We start from the raw sequence: 19,680 nt of genomic DNA, 5'->3' as shown, positions 1-19,680 counted from the left end.
CTCATTCATTTCCACTTTTTTTCTTTGGTTGCTGAAATGCCTGCCAAACAGGAGCCGGCGATCCTTGAGATTCGAGTAAGCTTCGGTCGGGGGGATTGCAACTTGCGAGCGAATTCAAGTCGCAAGGAAGTGACGCTGAAAGAACGAGGGGATCGTTTTGACCAATGACCAGTCATCCAACGCGGAAGACATTTTTCTAGACGCCATCGATCGCCCAGCCGCGGACCGCGATGCGTATCTGCTGGAACGATGTGGCGAAAACCGTGATCTGTTGCAGCAGGTACGGAAACTGATCGCGGCGGATGAGGCCGCCCAGGAAGATGATTTTTTACGCTCGAAGTTCATGCCCGCGTCACCTCGGATCCAGGCGTTCGGGGGCGATCAAGAGGACGCGACGGACGACATCCCGGAAGAGTATGCCTCGGTCAACGAGTCCGCTCGGTTCCGGATTCTGTCCCGTCACGACGAAGGAGGCTTGGGCGAAGTCTTGGTGGCCCACGACCGGCAACTGGATCGAGAGGTTGCGATCAAGCAAATTCGGCCGCGATGGAACGGGCACGAAGAAGCCAACGCCCGCTTTCTTCGCGAAGCCGAGATCACCGGCCGACTGGAACATCCTGGCATCGTTCCGGTCTACGCGATGGGAACGTGGAAGGATGGCCGCCCCTTTTATGCGATGAGGTTCATCGAAGGGCAAACGCTGCGGCAAGTCATCCGTGAACACCGTGATTCGTTGCAGGATGAACCTGCGCCCGCGTCAGCCGGCGACGGTGGCGAACAGGCTCGGTCGTTGCGGACGATCCTGAATCGCTTCGTCGATGTTTGCAACACGATCGAATATGCCCACAGCCGGCGGATCATCCACCGCGATATCAAACCCGCCAACATCATGATCGGCCCCTATGGTGAGACATTGGTGGTGGATTGGGGATTGGCCAAACAGTTGGAGGAAGGGGCGGGGGACGCACTCGTTGACGGCGAGATCGATCGATCGGACGAGTCCGCAGTCCGCAGTGACTCAAGTCACACGCGAGCAGGCGGGGCCGTTGGGACGCCCCAGTACATGAGTCCCGAGCAGGCCGGCGGCGATGTTCAGTTGGTCGGTTGCCAGACGGATGTGTATTTGCTGGGGGCGACCCTGTATCAGATTTTAACGGGATCACCGCCTCACCAGGACGACTCGGTCAGCCAGATCTTGCAACGGGTGCGGCAGGAGGAAGTCACGCCGCCTCGTCGTCGAGACGCGAATGTGCCAGAACCTCTGCAAGCGATTTGTTTGAAGGCAATGGCGAGGAAGACAACGGATCGCTATCCGACTGCCGCGGCGCTTGCGGCAGACGTGGAACGTTGGTTAGGCGATGAATCGGTGTCAGTGTTCAACGATCCGCTGCCGGTTCGGATTGGACGTTGGGGGCGAAAGCATCGGACGCTCGCCACCAGCGGCGCGGTCGCGGCGTTGTTGTTGATGTTTGGTTCGATTGTGGGAGCAGCGTTTTGGAGTTATCAAAGTTCACAACGCCTGAAGGTCGAACGGGAACGCAACCAAAAGGAGTTGCAGCTCACGATCGCAAACGAAAGACGATTGAACGAGATTCACAATTCGGTTGATTCCGATTGGCAAATCGCGGCCAGCGAGATCGAGTTTGGTCGCTACGAGTCAGCGTTGGGAATCCTGCAACGTGCCTCCAAAACGTTGGAGGAAGAACCCGAGTTCAGCCTCGACCGCGAGCGGATTGTTGCCAAAGCGGAACGTATGCAGCGGTTGGTCTCGTTCTATGACTTGGCGGAACAGGCTGAGGAGTTTGGGATCATGAGCCGTGACACGCAGGGAATCATGGCGGCGTCGAATGCGGTGAAGGCTCTTGGCGTTTGGGAGCAACGCGATTGGTGGAACTACCTTCCCAACGAGGATCTTTCGGCGAATCAAAGGGACCAGCTGCTTTGGGACACCTACCAACAGTGGATCATCCTTGATGGGATGTTGGTCAAGACCATTGGCACTCGGTTGTTTGGAGTGATGAAACATTCCGATGGTCAATCCGATTCGGGGGAGCGTTTGTGGAAAGCTTGGATGGCGATGCAAACCAAAGCCGGAATCGCAGAGGCGCAGGCCGCCAAGGTTGTGAGTGAACGAGTGGAGCTGTTTCGGCAATCGGAGGCTGTGCGTTGGTACCGCGGGATCGCGAACTTCCGTTTGGGTGATGGCAAGTGGGTCAAAGGCGAAGAGCTGGGGACGGCTCGCAACGCGGCCGACGCGCAAAAGATCGGCATCATGTGTTTGCTGTCTGCCATGGACCCCTCGTTTCGAGTGGTGTTCAAAAACTACAAGAACCTCGATGCCGTGGAAGGTGGACGCCAGTTGTTTCAACGGTCGGCGTCGCTGCGTCCGAATCACTATTGGACTCAGCTCACCCTTGGCCACCTTCAGTATTTCTCCGCGATCCAACAGCCTGAGCTGGATTGGCAAAGCTATTCATTGGCGATCCAAACCTTTGGCCGCTGCATCGCGATCAATCCAGACAATTGCTTTGGCTACGCCGACCGTGCTGCTCTCTATCGGATGCAGGCGGATCTATTGCAGGAGGACCAGTCCGTCGAGCCGTCGATCCGGGACGAACGGATTGAGGACCTTCTGCTGTGGAGCATGCAGGATGCTGAAAACGCATTCCGGCTCGGCGAGAAACAGCCTTGGGTGGGCTGGGTCTATGGCATGACCCTGTCTGCGATCGATCAAAATCAACTCGCGGTCGACGTGTTGCTAGAAACATGTCGGCAGTCATTGGCTCTGGTTCCGGTGGTGGATTCAGCATTGATCGCGGCAGAAGATTTGCGGGGGCGATCCGATGCGATTCAGTTTGCCGAGGAAATGATGTTGCTGCATCCAGAGCAGCCCGTGTACCGAGTGTTGCTGGCCTCCGTTCATCTGACACGCCAGCAAAATGATGTGGCTGAAGGGGTGTTGAACGAGCTCTTTGAATCGGGACAAGCCGATGGTCTGTCGCCGCCCCTGCTGGCTCACGCATTGGCGGCTCGCGGCATCCTTCATCTTTCCGCCGAGCGATTGAAGCTCGCGTCGGAGGACTTCACGAAAGCCAACCAACTGGATCCCCACCATTTGTGGGCGGCTTACGGAATCGCAGCTTGCAAGGATCTTTCGGGGGCGTACGAGGAAGCACTCGGTCTTTACAAATTGGCGTCGAAGCTCGCGATGCTGAGTGAACATCAGGCGGCCTGTTTGTTGGGCATCGGACGGACACAGGCGTTTCTCGGGAAATATCCCGAGGCTGCCAAATCAGTCCGAGTGGCTTTGGAAACGCAGCCCGGTTGCGAAGTGATTGGCGCGGTACGCCCCTTGTATGATCGGTTGAAAGCATGGGCAAAGACGTCGAAGCCAAAGGAAGAGATGCGGCAGTTGTCGGACTGGATCAAAGAGATCAACCAACTCCCACGAGCGACCAAGGTGCTGATCGCTGACGGTGAGACGCCCGGGCCTTACCGAGCATCGCTGCTCAATGGTGGATTTGAACAAGGCGGATGGAATTACTGGTCCAATGATCGAGGCATCGCGTGGATCAACGATTCAGGGTATCGGTCGCTGGCCAGTGTCACGTCGTCTCAGGCACACACCGGCGAATATTCGATGCGGATTGTCGGTGACCGGCCGCCAGCAGGCGAGACACCGACGATCGGAGGACGAACAAAACAGGTTTTTCCGATCCCCGAAAACTCGCGATGCGTCATTTCGGTTTGGGCGAAAGCGAGAGATTTGAACGAGGGAGCTGTCCGATTGATCGTCGATGGATCACAAATCCCGGTGACGTTGGACGTGGCCGAGGGAACCTACGATTGGCGGAAGTTTGAGACTGAAATCTACTTTGGCCGATCGCCGGATCCGACGCTGACGGGCATCCCGATGGAGGTTCAGATTCTCTCGGCGGGCGAGGGCGAAGCCTGGCTCGATGATCTGGCGGTGACGGTGTTCGACGCAGATTGATCCTCAAAACGCGACGTTTTGGCGTCTTTGGAAAAGTTTTGAATTTCGTGAGGGTATCCGAGAGGGGATCTCGCAAGTGTTGGTGAGGCGGCAAGTCAGCCGCTCCAATCACTTCCTGAAACCTTCTGCTTGCGAGAAAAACCATGTCCAAGATCGTCCACTTCAAAGTCCTGTCCGGTGTCGCTGCTCTCTTGTTCGTCGCGATCGCTTGCCAACCCGCCTCGGCACAGAGTGCTGGATCGTATGTCGATTTTCTCAATGGCGGAGCGAGTGCTGGGGCATCCGCGAACGGCCAGTGGAAGTTTGCCAAATCGAAGAGCAGTTCCAAAAATGGCACCAACTTCGGCCATGGCTTTGGCGTGGGAGCCGGGCCCAAAGGCATCTCTCTGTCGAATTCGATTGGCGTGGGCGGCAACGGAGTCGGTGGGATCGGTCACAACCTGAACATGACCATCGGACGCAACGGAACCCACATCAGCCAAGGTGGTGTGACGTCGCAAGGAAATGGTCGGATCTACACCGGTGGGAACACGGGGATCCGAAACACTGGCACGCAACGCGGGCAGATTGACGGTGGCAGCACGTCGACCGGATTTGGCAGCCGCACCCGAGCCTGGTCGAACAGCCGCACCCGGTATTGGAACCGTTGAGCTGGGGCTGTGCTTCTCCCTTCGCTTCGCTCGAATCTCGCAGGGGGAGGGTGAAGTGAATGATCGGGGTTCACCCAGTGAGCCGAAGGGCGTTCGCCCCGGTTGACACGCGCAACCGGGGCTAACGCCCTTCGGCTCACATGCGGATTTGGCAGCCGCACCCGAGCTTGGTCGAACAGCCGCACCCGGTATTGGAACCGTTGAGCTGGAGTTGTGCTTCTCCCCTCGCTTGGCTCGAATCTCGCAGGGGGAGGGAGAAGTGAATGATCGGGGTTCACCCAGTGAGCCGAAGGGCGTTCGCCCCGGTTAACACGCGCAACCGGGGCTAACGCTGGGCTGTCAATCTTTGGGGTTGCAGCGTTTCTGGTGTACGCAAGATTTTGCCTCGTATCAACAAGTCACCTCTCCCTCAGCTTTGCTGGGGGAGAGGTCGAACAGGCCGATGGAGGCCCTGTTCGGGTGAGGGGGCGATTCACAGCAAACCGGCTTTTTGGCCTCGTTTCACACATCGCGTGCCCCCTCACCCGGATCTCGCTGAACGCTCGCTCCGACCTCTCCCCCAACTTCGTCAGGGGAGAGGTAACAGCCAAGAAACTGTCCACGAAAACGCTGTGTCAATACCAACCTTTTGACAACCGAGGCTAACGCCCTTCGGCTCATATAACTCAAGACGCTTGTTTGCCGGCTGAACTCGCGGGCAGCAACCAACGACTCCCACTTTTTCGACACTCTAAGCAGGTACGCAGGAATGATTGGGTTTCACCTTGTGAGCCGTTTGGGCGTTAGCCCCGGTTTTGCGTGGGAACCGTGGCTAACGCCAAACGGCTCACATACCCGATGACACCTGCGTACCTGCTTAATAATCAATGTTCGTCGGAGGATCCGACGCTCTTTCCTCAGCGACCTCAGATGAGGTCCGACCTAAAATTCATCTCCATCACCAACTATCTAGGTGCTCTCATGAAACGTCTCCTACTTGCCTTCGCTCTTTGTCTTGGGTTATCCGTTTTCGCTTTGCAAGCCTCGCGTGCCGATCAGCCAGCGATTGGAACTCCGCCCGCAAAAATCGATGTCGCTGCTTCCCTTCATCCAGAGTGGAAGGTTCAGTTTGCTCCTGTCCCTGAGTTGTTGCGGGTGCACTGTCCGATGATCGCACCCGGCCACGGTTTGGTCGTCGAACAAGTCGTCGAATCCAAAGACGCTCCCTTTCGGCTCCAGCGAGGTGATGTGCTGATGTCTGTCGATGGGAGGCCTGTGTTGGAACGCGAAGGTGCACCGAAGCTGGCTCGAATGACTGTGTTGGTGATGCGGCGCGGCCAGATGACTCCTGTCAGCAGAGCCGCCCATTCGCAATTCGCTGTACCTGTTCCGCGAATGAGTCAGTGGGCATTTCCCGGGCGAACAGGGGTGGCGGTGTCCTCGTCCGCCTTTTCTGGCAGCAACGAAAGCGTGTCGGTCAGTCAAAATGGCGATCAAGTTTCGCTGGATTTGGATCTTCCGGATTTGCATCCGGCCCGGCTTCGCTATCAAGGGACACGCGACCAGATCGAAGACGAAGTTCGCAGCAGCAACCTTGCTCCCGCTGTTCGACGCCGCGTCTTGGAAGCGATCGGGCGATAGCCTTGCGGCTTCGCAAAGCGAGTATGCTTTGGCTGTCGTGGGATTGCACCTCCCGACCTCGCTTTCCGTTGTTTCCGTTCTCGTCTGATCGTTGGAGTTTTGTCTCGTGGGCCAACCTGAAAGCGAAGTCTCGATGCTGTTGCAGCAGGTGAAGAACGGCGACGAGGAAGCACGCGAAAAGTTGTTCGTGACGTTGCAGTCCGAACTCAGAGACATGGCCGGTGCCTTGATGCGAGGCGAGCGTCCGGATCACACGTTGCAGGCAACGGCACTGGTCAACGAGGCTTGCGTGCGATTGCTGGACACGGAAGCACTGAAGAACGTTTCCGATCGCCGGTACATGTTCGGGATGGCCAATCGAGCGATGCGGCAGATCTTGATCGATCATGCTCGCCGTCGACGGACCAACAAGCGAGGCGGAGACTACCAGCGAGCTTCGCTGGATGTGGTGCTGGATAACTTCGAAGCCAACAACCGTTGCCAATACGAAGACCTGGAATCAGCGTTGGAAGGATTGGAAGCGACGTCCCCCCGTCAACGCGAAGTCGTCGAGTTGCGGTTCTTTTCCGGACTGACGAACGAAGAGGTCGCCAAGGTGCTGGAAATCAGCGTCGCGACCGTGGAGCGGGATTGGCGATTGGCGCGTGCGAAGCTGTTCGAGCAACTTCGCAATGACGACGAGTAGACTCGGCGGTGGTCCGGCGAAACATCTCGGTGTTCGGCAACTCAGCGATTGAACCGATCAGCGATTGAACAATTCTGCCGGGGTGATCAAGGCTTGCTCGATTTCAGGTTGTTCGGTGTCGGGTGTCTCTTCGCGGCCGTGGCTGCGAGGCGGACGTCCCGAACGCTGCCAAAGTTCGATTTGCTTGCCCTTGGCTTCCCCCAAGCTGTCGCTCATCTCGGACGCACTCTGTTGCGCGTTGGCGAGCAGTCGGGAAACGGAACCCAATCGCGGGTCGGCTCGATTGGACGAAATGTTGGCGATGGATTCCAGTTGCGATTGAGCCAGAGCGAGTTGAGTCTCAAGTTCGATCACTCGGGATTCAGCGTTCTCGACTTCGGTCAACGTTTCTTCATCAAATTCCACGCCTGCGAAGGATCGGATTCCCGCCTCTTGCAAGATTTCGCGAACGGTCGTGGGCGTGAGGAACAATGCCAGCATTGCCAGGACCAAGATCAGTTCTCGGATGGCGGCAAATCCGTCGCGCACGGACGCAAAAGTCGAAGGGGTGGGCTCGTCCATGGAAAATCCTTTTCCAATCGATGAAATGGGACAAGCTCTTCTTTCGTGTTTTCCGGTCGTCCGAGTCTAGATCGGTTCGCCGTTTTTGAGCTGGAGGAAGACGTCTCTTCTTTCATCGATTGGCTGTTGGTAGCACCAAAATGGGTAGAATCAACGGCTTTCTCACCCCGACCGTTGGCTGCTGCCATGTCGAACTGGAAACGATTGTCCGTGTTGCCGCTGATGGTCGCGAGTTGCGAGAGGACGTTGAATCGATCGTGGAGTCTGGACGAGGAAGCTTTGGTTTTGTGAAGCCCTGAGCCGTTGCAATTGGATTGGGCTATCCTTGGCAACTTCGAAATGAGTCTTGGGAATTGAAATCAGGAAGGAAGCGAAATTGAAAGAGCGCCTTGGAAATTGGGATCGGTCGGCAAAGTTGGCCTTGGCGGTGGGCTTGGTTTTGGGAGCGGGGAGCATCGCGGTCGGCCAGGAGAACAACACGGCATCGTTTCAGTCCGATTCCATCTTTGCGGGTGAGCTGAGGTTGGTTCAGGAACACGGAGCGGGGGAAGGCCCGGCGTGGCATCCTGAAAAGGGGCTGTTCACCAGCGGCGAGGGAAACATCCATCTGCGAAGCCCCAGCGGTGAATTGTCTGTGTCTCAGACGGACGCCGGTTCGAATGGTTTGATGTTCGATCGAGAGGGCCGGTTGATCGTCTGCGAAGCCGTGCGGAGGCGGATCGTACGATGGGAACTGGACGGCAGCCAAACCGTGCTGGCAGATGGTTTCGAAGGGATGAAGTTCAATCAGCCGAACGATTTGTCGATGGATTCCAGTGGCCGGATCTATTTCACCGACCCGCAGTATGGCAATCGCTCGGCGATGGAATTGGTAGACGATGCGGGCAAGCAAGTCGAAGGCGTCTATCGGATTGATCCCGACGGAACGGTTGCTCGCATCATCGCCCACGAAGTGGACCGACCCAATGGATTGGTGGTCACGGCGGACGATCGGTTTCTGTTTGTGGCCGACAACAACAATGCGTTGGGCGGGGCCAGGAAACTATGGCGTTTTGACTTGAAGGCGGATGGAAGCATCGACCTGAGCAGTCAGACTCGGATCCATGATTGGGGCACGACCCGTGGACCGGATGGAATGAAGCTGGATGAACAGGGGCGTTTGTTCGTGGCTGCGGGACTCAACCAACCGCATTTGCCACAGGAGACCGCGGAGCAGCCCACGGCAGGCATCTATGTGTTCTCACCGGAAGGCAAGTTGCTCGAGTACCTGCGGATTCCGCGAGATGAGACGACCAACTGTGCTTTTGGCGGGAGCGATTTGAAAACGCTCTATGTGACCGCGGGCGGAACGCTTTGGAGTGTTCCGACCCACGTTGCCGGCGCTCCGGTTTTCCCGCCCCGTCCGGCCAACTGATTTTTTTTCGGCCACGAACGAAGTGGCCCGGGATGGATCTGCCATTGAAAAAGCCCCACGTTTCGCAGGGTGCGAAACATTGGGCCTGATGTTGGACGCGGGAGCAGAGATTTGGTGCGAGATCCGTGTTGGATCAATCCTCGCTCAGCGCTCGATCCATTCGTTTTCGCTGTCGCTGACCGGCACGTTGGCTTGGATGAATTTGACGATGTCCGAAGCCGCCGAGGGGACCTCACTGATCAAGGCCGGGCCGCTCAGGCTGGTGCTCTCCATTTTGACTTCCAGTCCACCGATCTTCAAGCGTTTGCGAAGAGCGGTGATTCGGCCGCCAAGTCGTTCCGCTTCCTCCGCTTCGGGGCTGTCTTTGCCAGCGACGATCATCGTTGGCAGAAGCCCGACGTTGCGATCACGCAAGGTGGAGTCGATTGTCAATCCGTTGAAGTTCTTGATGGGGGAAACGTAGACGAGTGCCTTGACGTCTTGGCCCTGCTTCAAACGGCCGACGCTGGGAAAACCCCAGTCGCGAACGGCCCAGTGAGCAGCCATGATTGCGCCTTCTTGGACACCGACGACAGTCAATGCATTGAGGTTCAGGCGGCCCTCGTTGTTCTCGCCTTTCAGGAACTGCTTGGCTTCTTCCAGGTCATACTGAATGATCGCCTGAATGTCGCGTTTGCCCATGGTATTGACATTGAAGTCCTTTTTGTCGCCACGAGGTGTTGTGTACTGCCGACTGTTCCCGTGGCCGCGGTACTCCACCAACAACACGGCCAACCCGGCCGAACGCATGGACAGGCAGAGTTTTTGATAGGGCGAGCCTTGGCCTTTCCATTCATGGATCAACAACACGGGAATGGCATTCTTGCCTTCCGTCGACGGGAAGTAGAACGCGGTCAACTCGATGTTGTCTTTGGTGTTGAGTTTGACCGGACGCGGTTTGAGGGCCGGGTCGTCGTCCTTCTTTTTTCGCTGAGCGGAAGCGGGAACGGCCAGCACCGCCGAAATCAAAATGGCGGAGCATCCGATCAGTAGCTTGCGAGTCGATGACGAAGCTTGTGACTGAAAAGCATTTGCGAACATGGGGATGCAGGACTTGGGTGGGAGTCAACGAGGATGAGACGAGACCTTCATTTTAACCCAAGCCCAACGTGACTGCACTCATCCAATTGGCAATCGTTTTCGACGCGACATCCCTGTGTGTGCGAGCACCAGGAAGGCGATCGCGGTGGCACCGACGTAAAAACCAACGCCCAACGTCTGATAATCGCCAAACAAAATGGCGCCGAGAATCATCCCGTAGACAGGTTCGAGGTTGTTGGCGAAGTTGATCGTGAACACGGAAAGGCGTTTGAGAAGCGACACGTATTCGCTGTAGGCGTAAACCGTGCACACCACCGCCAGGACCAGCAGCCAGGCAAAATCGCTTGGGGAAGGCAGCAGGTCGAGCCCTTGGCCTTCGCTGAGATAAAGTGCGGAGATTGGCAGGCATGCCGCGCAGAAAACGCAGGCCCCCACCATTTCGTACAGCGAGATGACGCGGTGGGGAGTCGTGACGGCAAAGCGGCCGTTCAGGATGGAGAACACCGCCGCGGCCAGCGCAGCGGTGATCGCGATCAGAAATCCGCCGGCGTATTGAAGTTCGCTTTGGAAGATGACGGCGACAGCTGCGATCACCCCCATGCCAAAGATCAAATCCATGCGGCGGAGTTTCCGGCCGCGGATCATCAGTGGCTCCAGCAACGCGGTCCACAACGAGACCGTCGCAATGCCCACCATGCACACCGAAACGTTCGCCACTTTCACCGCGAAAAAGAACAGCACCCAGTGGGCACCGATCAAGCATCCGGTGGCCAGCATCGCGAACGCTCGCCGGGTGGGAACCCGCCACGACCGTCGGACCATCCAGGCCAGCACGACCGATGCAATCGCACTGCGAAACAGCACGATTTCCACGGCCGGCAGTCGAATCAATTCGCCCATGGCGCCCGTGAAGCCCCAGACGAAGACCAGAAAGTGCAACTTCAGGTAGTCGCGAGGTTCACCCAAGTCGTCGTTCAACACATCCCTTTCACATCAGCGACGGAGATCAAAACAAGAAGATTCCACCGGAGATCGGGCTGTTGGTTTACAGAGTCGTTTCGGCGTTCGCGTCGGTTGTACGTGGGAGCGACAACACTTACCAAAACAGTCCACCTGCCGAAAGACTCCTGCCGACCTGCTCAACGCCCAAACGGCTCACAGGAAGAATCGAAAGTCGACGGAATCAACAGTTCGAGATGCTGCGGATTTACAGCAGGTTCAGGATGTCATTGGTGAAGACAAAGATCATCAGCGCCAGCAACGCCAGCACGCCGACAAACGTCAGTCGCATTTCCATCGCTTCGTCGACCTTCTTCCCGCGAATCAGCTCGGCGGTCAGGAAGACCATGTGGCCACCGTCGAGCGCCGGGATTGGCAAGAAGTTCAGGATCGCCAGGTTCATGCTCAGCATTGTCAGGAACATCAGCTGCGCGGACAAACCCTTCTCGGCTTGGTGGCTGGCCATCTGAGCGATTCGAATGGGCCCGCCAACAAATTTGGCTTTCACTTTGCCGCGAACCAACATGCCCAGGAAGCGTCCGACGTCGGCCATCCGGCGTTTGCCTTCGCGAATACCGAGCGCGAGTGCCATGCCCAGCGAATCCGCTTTTTGAATGGATTCCACGGGAGCGAAGTTCAATCCGCGTTCGTACCAGAATCGTTCGGACTGGCGAACGGTCAGAGTTTGCTCGACCACGGTGCCGTTGGGCGGACGCACTGCAGTGACAATGATCTTGGTTCCCAGCGGCAGCAGTTGAACGGTTTCCATCAAATTGCCAAGCGGCATCGATGGTCCGATTTCCCAGCCCTCGGTCAAGGCTTGCATGGCGGTTTCGGACAGCTCGTCCTCGATTGATTCGCGATCCGTGGCGTTGGCGAACTGAACACGAATTTCGCGAAGTTCGTCGCCCGCTAGGATGGTTTCGGTCGAGTTCGCCGTTGTCGCTTCTGCCGCTGGCGACGTGGCATCCCCGCTGGCGAGAATTTCCGATGCGACGGCGGTCGGTTCGTAGGCGAAACCGAGCGAATCAACCGACATCATTTCGCCGAACGCAGACACGGGGGTCATCGTTTGTTCCACGCGTTGCGGTGTCAGCGTCAGTTCGACTTCCTCGCTGGCATTGGCTTCACCGCGTTGCACGGTGATCTTCACGGGTTCGTCGTACTGGACGTCAGCGAGGAGCAATTGATAGGCATCCACGTCGGTGTCGTCGCCGACCGAGACGATTTGATCGCCGACCTGCATGCCGGCTTTTTCAGCCGGTCCGTTTTGCATCAGAGCTTTGATCGGTCCAATTTTGAACTGGATGCCAAAGTCCTTTGCCTGTTGAGGCGGCAAGGTCAGGGAGTGTTCGGTTTCGTCGGTGCGAACCAACCTCAGTTCGATGGGTTGCGACGGCGCGGTGTGAATGCGAGTCAACAAGGGAGTGATCGGCATGATCGCTTCGGGATCGAGCTTTTCCGCATCGAAGCCAATCACTTTGGCTCCCGCGTCGGCATCGGTCACCACGTCGGCGGCGACCGAGTTGGGCATCGCCGGCAGTTCCGGGTACAGCGTGTCGCCAGTGGCACTTTGGATGCCGATCATGCGTCGGTCGGGTTCGATCGGGCTGGCCTGAGTCACCAGCTGATATTCACGCGTGTCTTCGCCGTATTGCAAGCGAACGGGAACCGGGGTCTCAGACGATTCCATGCCGGCTTCCATGATCTTCAACTGCATTTCGCTGAACGGCAGTTGCGAATCATCTTCCAGCGAACCCACGGAAACAACGCGTCCACCAGGCTGGATGCCAGCCTGCCAAGCGGGACCGCCGGGGGTCACGCCGCCAACCACGGCGGGCGTGTAGCCAACCCCGTTGAAAAACGCGAATGCGGCGAACAGCACGCCGGTGATCACATTCATGACCACGCCGGCGCTGATGATGATCATTCGTTGCCAAACGGGTTTGGCCGGGTAGCTGCGAGGATCGAGTTTCTCTTCCGCGTCGGAGGCTTCTCCGCTTTGGCGAATGCGTTGGGCTTCTTCTTCGGCTTTGCGTGGGTCGTCGTCTTGGCCGAGCATCTTCACATACCCACCCAGTGGCAGAATGCCGATTCCGTATTCGGTTTCGCCGTAGGTGAATTTGCCCAGTGTGCGCGGGAACTTGATCGGGCCGATCGAGATGGGGACGTCAAAGCCGACGTAGAACTTCTCGCACTTCACGCCAAATGTCTTGGCGGCGAGAAAGTGTCCGAGTTCGTGGACAAAGATGACCAAGCCGATTCCGAGGGCGACTTGGATCCACAGCCAAGTGGAGAGCAACCAAGCGAGGATGCCGCCGGTGTCTTCGGTGGCCGCCAACAAGGAGGGCAAGAGGGACCAATCAACAGGCAACGACATGAATTCGACGGGGGTGAAAGAGAGTTGAACGGGGGATGCCAGCCCGGCAAACCCACGTTGAAGATATGGTTGGTCGGGCAAACCGGTTCAGTGAACGAGATTGCCCGAGGCGTTTTGATTCAAATTTGAGCCAATTCCCGGGCTCGATCGCGTGCCCAAACGTCTAATTTTAGCAGCCGCTGGAGCGTCGGCGAAGATTCGTGATTGTGATCCAGCAGAGTTCGGCGGCAAATTTCGGGGATGTCAGTAAAACGAATTTGCCGCTTTAGGAACAGGTCGACTGCGGTTTCGTTGGCTGCGTTGACCACAGCACCCGCCGTTCCACCGACGCGAGCGACTTCGAAGCCGAGGGCCAAAGCCGGAAAACGCTCCGGATCGGCGGGGCACAGCGTCATGTCCCAGCTCTGCGACCGGTCCAGGGCAGGTGCGGGACACGGCAACCGACGTGGGTAGGTCAGGGCGTATTGAATCGGCATCCGCATGTCTGGCGGGCTGACCTGGGCGATCAGGCTGCCGTCTTCGAATTCGACCAGCGAGTGGATCAGCGATTGGGGATGGACAACAACTTCGATTTTGTCCGCGGGAACGTTGAACAACCATTTGGCTTCGATGACTTCGAGAGCCTTGTTCATCATGGAGGCGGAATCGATGGTGATTTTTGCCCCCATTTTCCAGGTTGGATGAGCGAGGGCTTGGTCAATCGTGGCCTCCCGCATCTGCGCGGTTGTCCAGTCACGAAAAGGGCCGCCGCTGGCTGTCAAAATCAGGCGTCGGACACCCGGCCAAGAGGGGGTCGCCGATGAGTTGAGCGATTGGGCTTGGTCGGAGGCCGCGGATCCGGGAATGGAATTTGGGGACGAAGCCAGCATGGTGGAGTGACTTTGACGCGCTCTTGATTCCGCCAAACACTGAAAAATGGCGGAATGCTCGCTATCGATGGGCAGCAACTCGGCTCCATTGTCCGCTGCCGCTTGCGTCACGACTGGGCCCGCGACCACCAAGGTTTCCTTGTTGGCCAAGGCGACTCGTTTGCCTGCGTGAACGGCGGCGAGAGTGGATTCCAGGCCAGCTCGTCCCACGATGGCGGCAACCACCACATCGACGTCTTTTGCCGTTGCTGCTCGAACCAAGGCATCTGGGCCAACGTCCAATAAACAGCGTTCTGTCAGACGTGAATCGGGTTGCGCGGCCGCTGTTTTGAGTGCCTGGGCGGCTTGTGGTTCATTTTCAGCATTGGAAACGACCACGCTGTGCGGTGCCGTCTGACAACCGTCGGCCAATTGGATCAGGGATTCGATTTGGGAGTGGCCGGACACGCTGGAGACTTCCCAGGCCAATTCAGGATCGCATCGATTCAGGTTTTCAATCACATCCAACGTGGCAACACCGATGCTTCCGGTCGCACCCAGAACGGCGACACGACTGACCGGGCGGTTGTTCGACCGGAAATCAGGCACCGGGTCCTCGGAGGGGGATTCGGCCGGCACGGTCGGTTCTGATTGGGAGGAGGGGGATGGGGGCAATGTCACAGGAATGATTGTCCAGGGTGTCGGGGCCCGTATCATGGGGGAACGGACCAGCCAGAACAATCCGAATAAGCCATCCAGACGCGTTGCAGAGCCAGATTTTCGGCCTGCAGCGGAGGTGGTGCCTTGGAGAAGTCAGCTGGCAGTAGAAATAGTGGGGCTGTGGCTGAAACAGCCGTCTTCAACGAAACAATGACAATTGGAACGCAATGAGCAACGAACCCAAGTCGAAACGCGGTGGATCGTCCGAGAATCGAGGCGGAGGAAATGTTTGGTTGGTTTTGCTGGCCGTGACCGGCGCAGTCGTGCTGAGTGCGTTCCTTTTCAGTGACAATCGCCGACGTTTGGCCTACCCGCATTTGAAAGAATTGCTGGCGAAGTCAGCGGAGCGGCAGCAGGCGATGGAGTCCCAGCAAGCGATCGCTCCTTCGGATCCGCTCACCGACCCGGCAGAAGGGCTACTGGCCGATCCATCGGATTCGACCGCTGTCGGGGATCCAACGGAGGAATCCGTTGAAGATTCCACCTCGGCAACCGTCGCGAGTTTGATCAACGAAGACCCGGCCAACGAGCCTCCCATCTCAAAAATCGTTGTCCCCAGCAGCACCAAAGAAGACGTGCTGCACGAATTCAGCCGCCTCAGCGACATTCGGGTGGCCGACGATCGCATCACAGGAAAAGTCTATTTCAAGGCGTTCACGCGAAATCATTCCAGCGAGAAAGAACCGGCCGAGGAAGTCCAGTTCCTAACCATTCGGGGGTATCCCAACGACATGATCGCAGCGGAGCTGGAAACCTTGCTGGAGCAATCTGGTGTCGATTGGGACAACGATCGCCCCAGCCGTTTTCTGGAGAACCATTGGCCTGAGTTGCTGATGATCGGTGTGTTGGTGGCACTCGGGATCGTGATGCTCAAACGCATGGGGGGCGTCGGTTCGCCGATGTCATTCTCGCGCAGTCGCGGCAAGCTGTACAGCGAAGACGATCTGCCAACCACGTTTGAAGATGTGGCAGGAATTGAAGAGGCCGTCGACGAAGTCCGTGAGGTCGTGGACTTCCTCAAAAACAGCGAGAAGTATCAGAGCTTGGGCGGCCGGATTCCCAAAGGTGTCTTGCTTGTCGGACCTCCTGGAACTGGAAAAACGTTGCTGGCCAAGGCGATTGCGGGCGAAGCGGGAGTGCCGTTCTTCAGCCTGTCTGGAAGTGACTTTGTCGAGATGTTCGTTGGTGTGGGTGCGGCCCGCGTTCGTGACATGTTCACCCAAGCCGTCAATCGTGCCCCGTGCATCATCTTCATCGACGAACTCGACGCGCTCGGCAAGAGCCGCAGCGGCAACGCCGTCGGTGGGCATGATGAACGGGAGCAAACGTTGAACGCGTTGCTCGTTGAGATGGACGGTTTCGATTCCAACTCGGGCGTCATCGTCATCGCCGCCACCAACCGTCCGGAGACCTTGGACCCGGCGTTGTTGCGTCCAGGTCGGTTTGACCGACATGTGTTGGTGGACCGTCCCGATGTGGCGGGTCGCGAAGAAATTCTGGCAGTGCATGTCAAAAACGTGAAGCTCGACGAGACCGTTGAACTGAGAAGCATCGCGTCGATCACCAGCGGTTTTGTGGGCGCCGATCTGGCCAACCTGGTCAACGAAGCCGCTTTGTTGGCCGCTCGAAACGGCAAACCCGCCGTGGCAATGGAGGAGTTCAACGAAGCCGTCGAACGTGTCACGGCAGGCTTGGAAAAGAAAAAACGGGTGATGAACGAAGACGAAAAAATCCGCGTCGCCTATCACGAATCGGGCCACGCGCTCGTCGCCGCGGCACTCCCCAACACGGATCCCGTGCACAAAGTCAGCATCATCCCGCGCGGATTGGCCGCGCTGGGGTACATGATGCAGCGTCCGGAATCCGAGCGTTTCCTGATGACCAAGAGCGAGCTTGAAAGCCAGATGAAAGTCATGCTGGCGGGCACGTTGGCGGAGGAAATGATTTTTCAGGACATCAGCACCGGTGCTCAGAACGACCTGGAACGCTGCACCGAAACGGCTCGCAGCATGGTGATGGACTACGGCATGAGCCGGCTTGGCCGAATCAATCTTCGTCGCAACACGCGCAGCCCGTTCCTGGCGGGTTCGGGTGGCGGCGACTACCAGGTCATGCACAGCGATGAGATGGCCAAGATGATCGACAAAGAGGTTTCCCGGATTGTCGAAGACACATTGGCCCAGACTCGAGAGATTCTGGAACAACGTCGTGATGTCTTGGAGGCGGTCACGCAGCGGTTGTTGGAAGTCGAGGCGATCGACAACGAAGAATTGACGCGTTTGATCCAGGAGCACAGTCGCGGACCTTGGTTGGTGCCTGGAACCGTCACGGAGAAACCAAAAGCAAAAATTGTCCCACGCAAAGATTCGGATTCCTCGCAGTCCAATCACTCCTGATTGCGGGTGATTCTCGCCTCCTAAGAGGACCTGGGGGACGCCGCAAAAAGTGTGTTCGATTGGAATTCCGGTCTTTCGAAAAACTTCGCAGTTTTGTTAAAGCCCGATGCGGCAAGCGACGACATGCGTCCGCCTTGCCGTTTTTTCATAGGCAGATGACACGCAATCGGGCGTTCCAAGATGCGATTCAATTGGATGGCGAAGAATACTATCGGGCGGACCTGGGCCGGCCTTTCGGCAGTCACCGCGCTCGGTCTGTTGACTGGTTGCCAGCAAACCAACGGGACCACTGGCGCTCCGATCAGCATGCTTCAGCCCGGTCAGGCTGCGGTTCAGAATCCAACGTTGCCGTCCCTTGGTCCATTTGGTGCCTCGGCTCGTGTCCCGCCGCCAGCGACGGGATCGTACGGTCAAGTCAGCGGAAGCCCGGCAGGGGCGTCCAACTACGCTCCGACGGGGAACTACAACTCCACGTCCGGCAATGTGATCCCGATGAGTCACAACTCCAGCGACACGGTCGGATCCGGAATCGCTCAGGCAGGCGGTGCGATGCCGGGCACGATGTCGCCCATGGCGCAAAATGCGAATCAACAATGGGTGGAAACCAACGCGGTTCAACCCCAGTCAATGATGCCAGCCGCAGCGGATTCTTCCGGTGGCGTTCGCAGCGGCGGGATGCAAGTGATCGACCTGACGGGAGCCCCACCGCCACCGGGCTATGTCCCCCAAGCAACCAACGGCTACTCCAATTCGGCTCCGTATCCATCCGCAAACACGATGGGAACGAACAGCGTCGCCGCTCAAGTGAACGTTGGCACGTCTTCGTTGCCTGGCCAATTGCCGGTCAGCCAGTTGGTGCCCTCGACTTCACCTGCCGTCCAAGCCTTGCAGTGGAACACCGCGTCCGCGCCCGTCCAAGCACCTCAGGATTCATTCCAGGGCAACTTTGGGATGCAGAACAACGGCATGAACGCTGCCTCATCCGGACAAGCCGCTGCCAATCAGCCGAGTTTTTCCACGGCGGATCGGCCCGTTCAGTGGCGTGCCCCAAGTCGTTGAAGTGGATCGGTTCCGCGAAGCAGTTAGGCAGGAATCACTGGGTTTGATCCTGTGAGCCGTTTTGGCGTTCGCCCCGGTTGTGTGTGGGAACCGGGGCGAACGCCAAAAGGCTCACCTACCCGAAAACACCTGCGTACCTGCTGAACGATGTCGTGCAGTTTTGCAGTGCCGTCTTGCGAGCCCCGCCCGCGCGGGACGTTCGAAAAATAAATGGTGGCTGGCGTCTGGGTTTCGCCCCGGATGGGGCCGTCGTCCTTAGCTCGGGGCGGAAGCCCCGAGAGACCTCGAATGGCCAACGGCCTTTTTCAACATAGCCAGGGGCATCGCCCCTGGAGCAGGAAAGCACGGCCCCATTTTGGCCAACGGCCAAATTCAATTCAAAACGTGTGGGTTGATGTTGGCCGTTGGCCAACCGATTTCCCTCCATCTCGATCCCTGGGGCGATGCCCCAGGCTACGATGACGAAGGCCGTTGGCCAACAATACCGATTGCAAAAGCGCAACTTCAAAACTCGCTTGCCACTCCCCTGTTCAACGCCGCCGCGCCCGCAAGTCGGCCGCGCGTAGGCCAGGTCCCACCTGGCGCTCGTTCTGTGTCAAACAACACCACCCTCGCGATGAAAGGTGCTCTGGACGCTCCTCGTGGTAGCTGGATTCGCCAGAATTCAGATGTGACGATTGGTGCGTCTCCCACTTCTCAATGCCCCTGTCGCATCAACGACCTCCAACAACCTTGCGACGGACGCATTGCCACTCGTAGGCCAGGTCCCACCTGGCACTGGATCTGTGTCAAGCAACACCACCCTCGCGATGAAAGGTGCTCTGGACGCTCCTCGTGGTAGCTGGATTCGCCAGAATTCAGATGTGACGATTGGTGCGTCTCCCACTTCTCAATGCCCCCCGTCGCATCAACGACCTCCAACAACCTTGCGACGGACGCATTGCCGCTCGTAGGCCAGGTCCCACCTGGCACTGGTTCTTTGGCGACGCTCGAAAAACAAATGGTGGCTGGCATCTCGGTTTCGCCCCGGATGGGGCCGTCGTGCTTAGCTCGGGGCGGAAGCCCCGAGAGACCGATGCCGAAAAACAAACGGTCGCCCCGGATGGGGCCGTCGTGGAAGTTGGGGGCGTCCCTCGCTCAAGCGTCGGATTGTGATGGGCACTCCTGCCCGTCGTAGTTTTGGATGTCGGCCAAGAGCGGCCAACCCACCACAAACTCGACGAGTCCAAACGAAACGGGTAGGAAAGCGAGCGTCAAGCAAAAGAACCAGTTCA

12 protein-coding genes are annotated in these 19,680 nt (G+C 57.8%); 7 read left to right on the top strand and 5 right to left on the bottom strand.

What is annotated here, in order from left to right:
- The first annotated feature begins 157 nt into the window (after positions 1-157).
- The 4 genes from UH5x_RS07950 (at position 158) to UH5x_RS07935 (ending at position 6,949) form a co-directional block, all read left to right on the top strand.
- Positions 158-3,994, top strand: coding sequence for a protein kinase domain-containing protein (locus UH5x_RS07950; protein ID WP_482635331.1), 3,837 nt, complete (start codon positions 158-160; stop codon positions 3,992-3,994).
- 143 nt (positions 3,995-4,137) lie between these two features.
- Positions 4,138-4,644: a hypothetical protein gene (locus UH5x_RS07945; RefSeq protein WP_482635330.1), complete on the top strand. Its 507-nt coding sequence runs from the start codon at positions 4,138-4,140 to the stop codon at positions 4,642-4,644.
- A gap of 960 nt (positions 4,645-5,604) precedes the next feature.
- Positions 5,605-6,264: a hypothetical protein gene (locus UH5x_RS07940; protein WP_482635329.1), complete on the top strand. Its 660-nt coding sequence runs from the start codon at positions 5,605-5,607 to the stop codon at positions 6,262-6,264.
- 106 nt (positions 6,265-6,370) lie between these two features.
- Positions 6,371-6,949 (top strand): ECF-type sigma factor, encoded by a 579-nt coding sequence (locus UH5x_RS07935; RefSeq protein WP_047815910.1) that lies wholly within the window; start codon positions 6,371-6,373, stop codon positions 6,947-6,949.
- Positions 6,950-7,006: 57 nt separating this feature from the next.
- Here the strand turns inward: UH5x_RS07935 and UH5x_RS07930 are convergent, their stop codons facing one another.
- The gene (locus tag UH5x_RS07930; RefSeq protein WP_047815911.1) at positions 7,007-7,510 is read right to left on the bottom strand and encodes a hypothetical protein; all 504 of its coding nucleotides are present in this window, start codon (positions 7,508-7,510) and stop codon (positions 7,007-7,009) included.
- Positions 7,511-7,886: 376 nt separating this feature from the next.
- Between UH5x_RS07930 and UH5x_RS07925 the strand changes: the two genes are divergently transcribed.
- Positions 7,887-8,924, top strand: coding sequence for an SMP-30/gluconolactonase/LRE family protein (locus UH5x_RS07925; RefSeq protein ID WP_482635328.1), 1,038 nt, complete (start codon positions 7,887-7,889; stop codon positions 8,922-8,924).
- A 144-nt stretch (positions 8,925-9,068) separates the two neighbouring features.
- Here UH5x_RS07925 and UH5x_RS07920 read toward each other — a convergent pair whose 3' ends face one another.
- From UH5x_RS07920 to dxr, 4 genes are all read right to left on the bottom strand, one after another.
- Complete coding sequence (locus tag UH5x_RS07920; RefSeq protein WP_047815912.1) at positions 9,069-10,004, bottom strand: alpha/beta hydrolase; 936 nt, start codon at positions 10,002-10,004, stop codon at positions 9,069-9,071.
- A 78-nt stretch (positions 10,005-10,082) separates the two neighbouring features.
- Positions 10,083-10,985 (bottom strand): DMT family transporter, encoded by a 903-nt coding sequence (locus UH5x_RS07915; RefSeq protein WP_482635327.1) that lies wholly within the window; start codon positions 10,983-10,985, stop codon positions 10,083-10,085.
- 226 nt (positions 10,986-11,211) lie between these two features.
- Positions 11,212-13,464, bottom strand: coding sequence for a site-2 protease family protein (locus UH5x_RS07910; protein ID WP_083435048.1), 2,253 nt, complete (start codon positions 13,462-13,464; stop codon positions 11,212-11,214).
- Positions 13,465-13,502: 38 nt separating this feature from the next.
- Positions 13,503-14,870: a 1-deoxy-D-xylulose-5-phosphate reductoisomerase gene (gene dxr, locus UH5x_RS07905; protein WP_482635326.1), complete on the bottom strand. Its 1,368-nt coding sequence runs from the start codon at positions 14,868-14,870 to the stop codon at positions 13,503-13,505.
- Positions 14,871-15,118: 248 nt separating this feature from the next.
- On the opposite strand from dxr, the gene ftsH reads away from it, so the two are divergent.
- Both ftsH and UH5x_RS07895 read left to right on the top strand, forming a co-directional pair.
- Complete coding sequence (gene ftsH / locus UH5x_RS07900; protein ID WP_482635325.1) at positions 15,119-17,347, top strand: ATP-dependent zinc metalloprotease FtsH; 2,229 nt, start codon at positions 15,119-15,121, stop codon at positions 17,345-17,347.
- Between the two features lie 195 nt (positions 17,348-17,542).
- Entirely contained in the window at positions 17,543-18,406 is an 864-nt protein-coding gene (locus UH5x_RS07895) for a hypothetical protein (RefSeq protein ID WP_482635324.1), read from the top strand.
- Positions 18,407-19,680 lie beyond the last annotated feature (1,274 nt).

This window comes from Rhodopirellula sp. UH5 (assembly GCF_056839225.1).
Note: the sequence above shows the minus strand (reverse complement) of the source record. Positions and strands in the feature narration are given on the sequence as shown.

Bases quoted from the DNA above. Each gene is read 5' to 3' on its own strand.
- UH5x_RS07945 (WP_482635330.1), top strand. From the start codon at position 4,138: ATGTCCAAGATCGTCCACTTCAAAGTCCTGTCCGGTGTCGCTGCTCTC.
- UH5x_RS07940 (WP_482635329.1), top strand. From the start codon at position 5,605: ATGAAACGTCTCCTACTTGCCTTCGCTCTTTGTCTTGGGTTATCCGTT.
- UH5x_RS07930 (WP_047815911.1), bottom strand. From the start codon at position 7,510: ATGGACGAGCCCACCCCTTCGACTTTTGCGTCCGTGCGCGACGGATTT.
- UH5x_RS07920 (WP_047815912.1), bottom strand. From the start codon at position 10,004: ATGTTCGCAAATGCTTTTCAGTCACAAGCTTCGTCATCGACTCGCAAG.
- ftsH (WP_482635325.1), top strand. From the start codon at position 15,119: ATGAGCAACGAACCCAAGTCGAAACGCGGTGGATCGTCCGAGAATCGA.
- UH5x_RS07895 (WP_482635324.1), top strand. From the start codon at position 17,543: ATGGCGAAGAATACTATCGGGCGGACCTGGGCCGGCCTTTCGGCAGTC.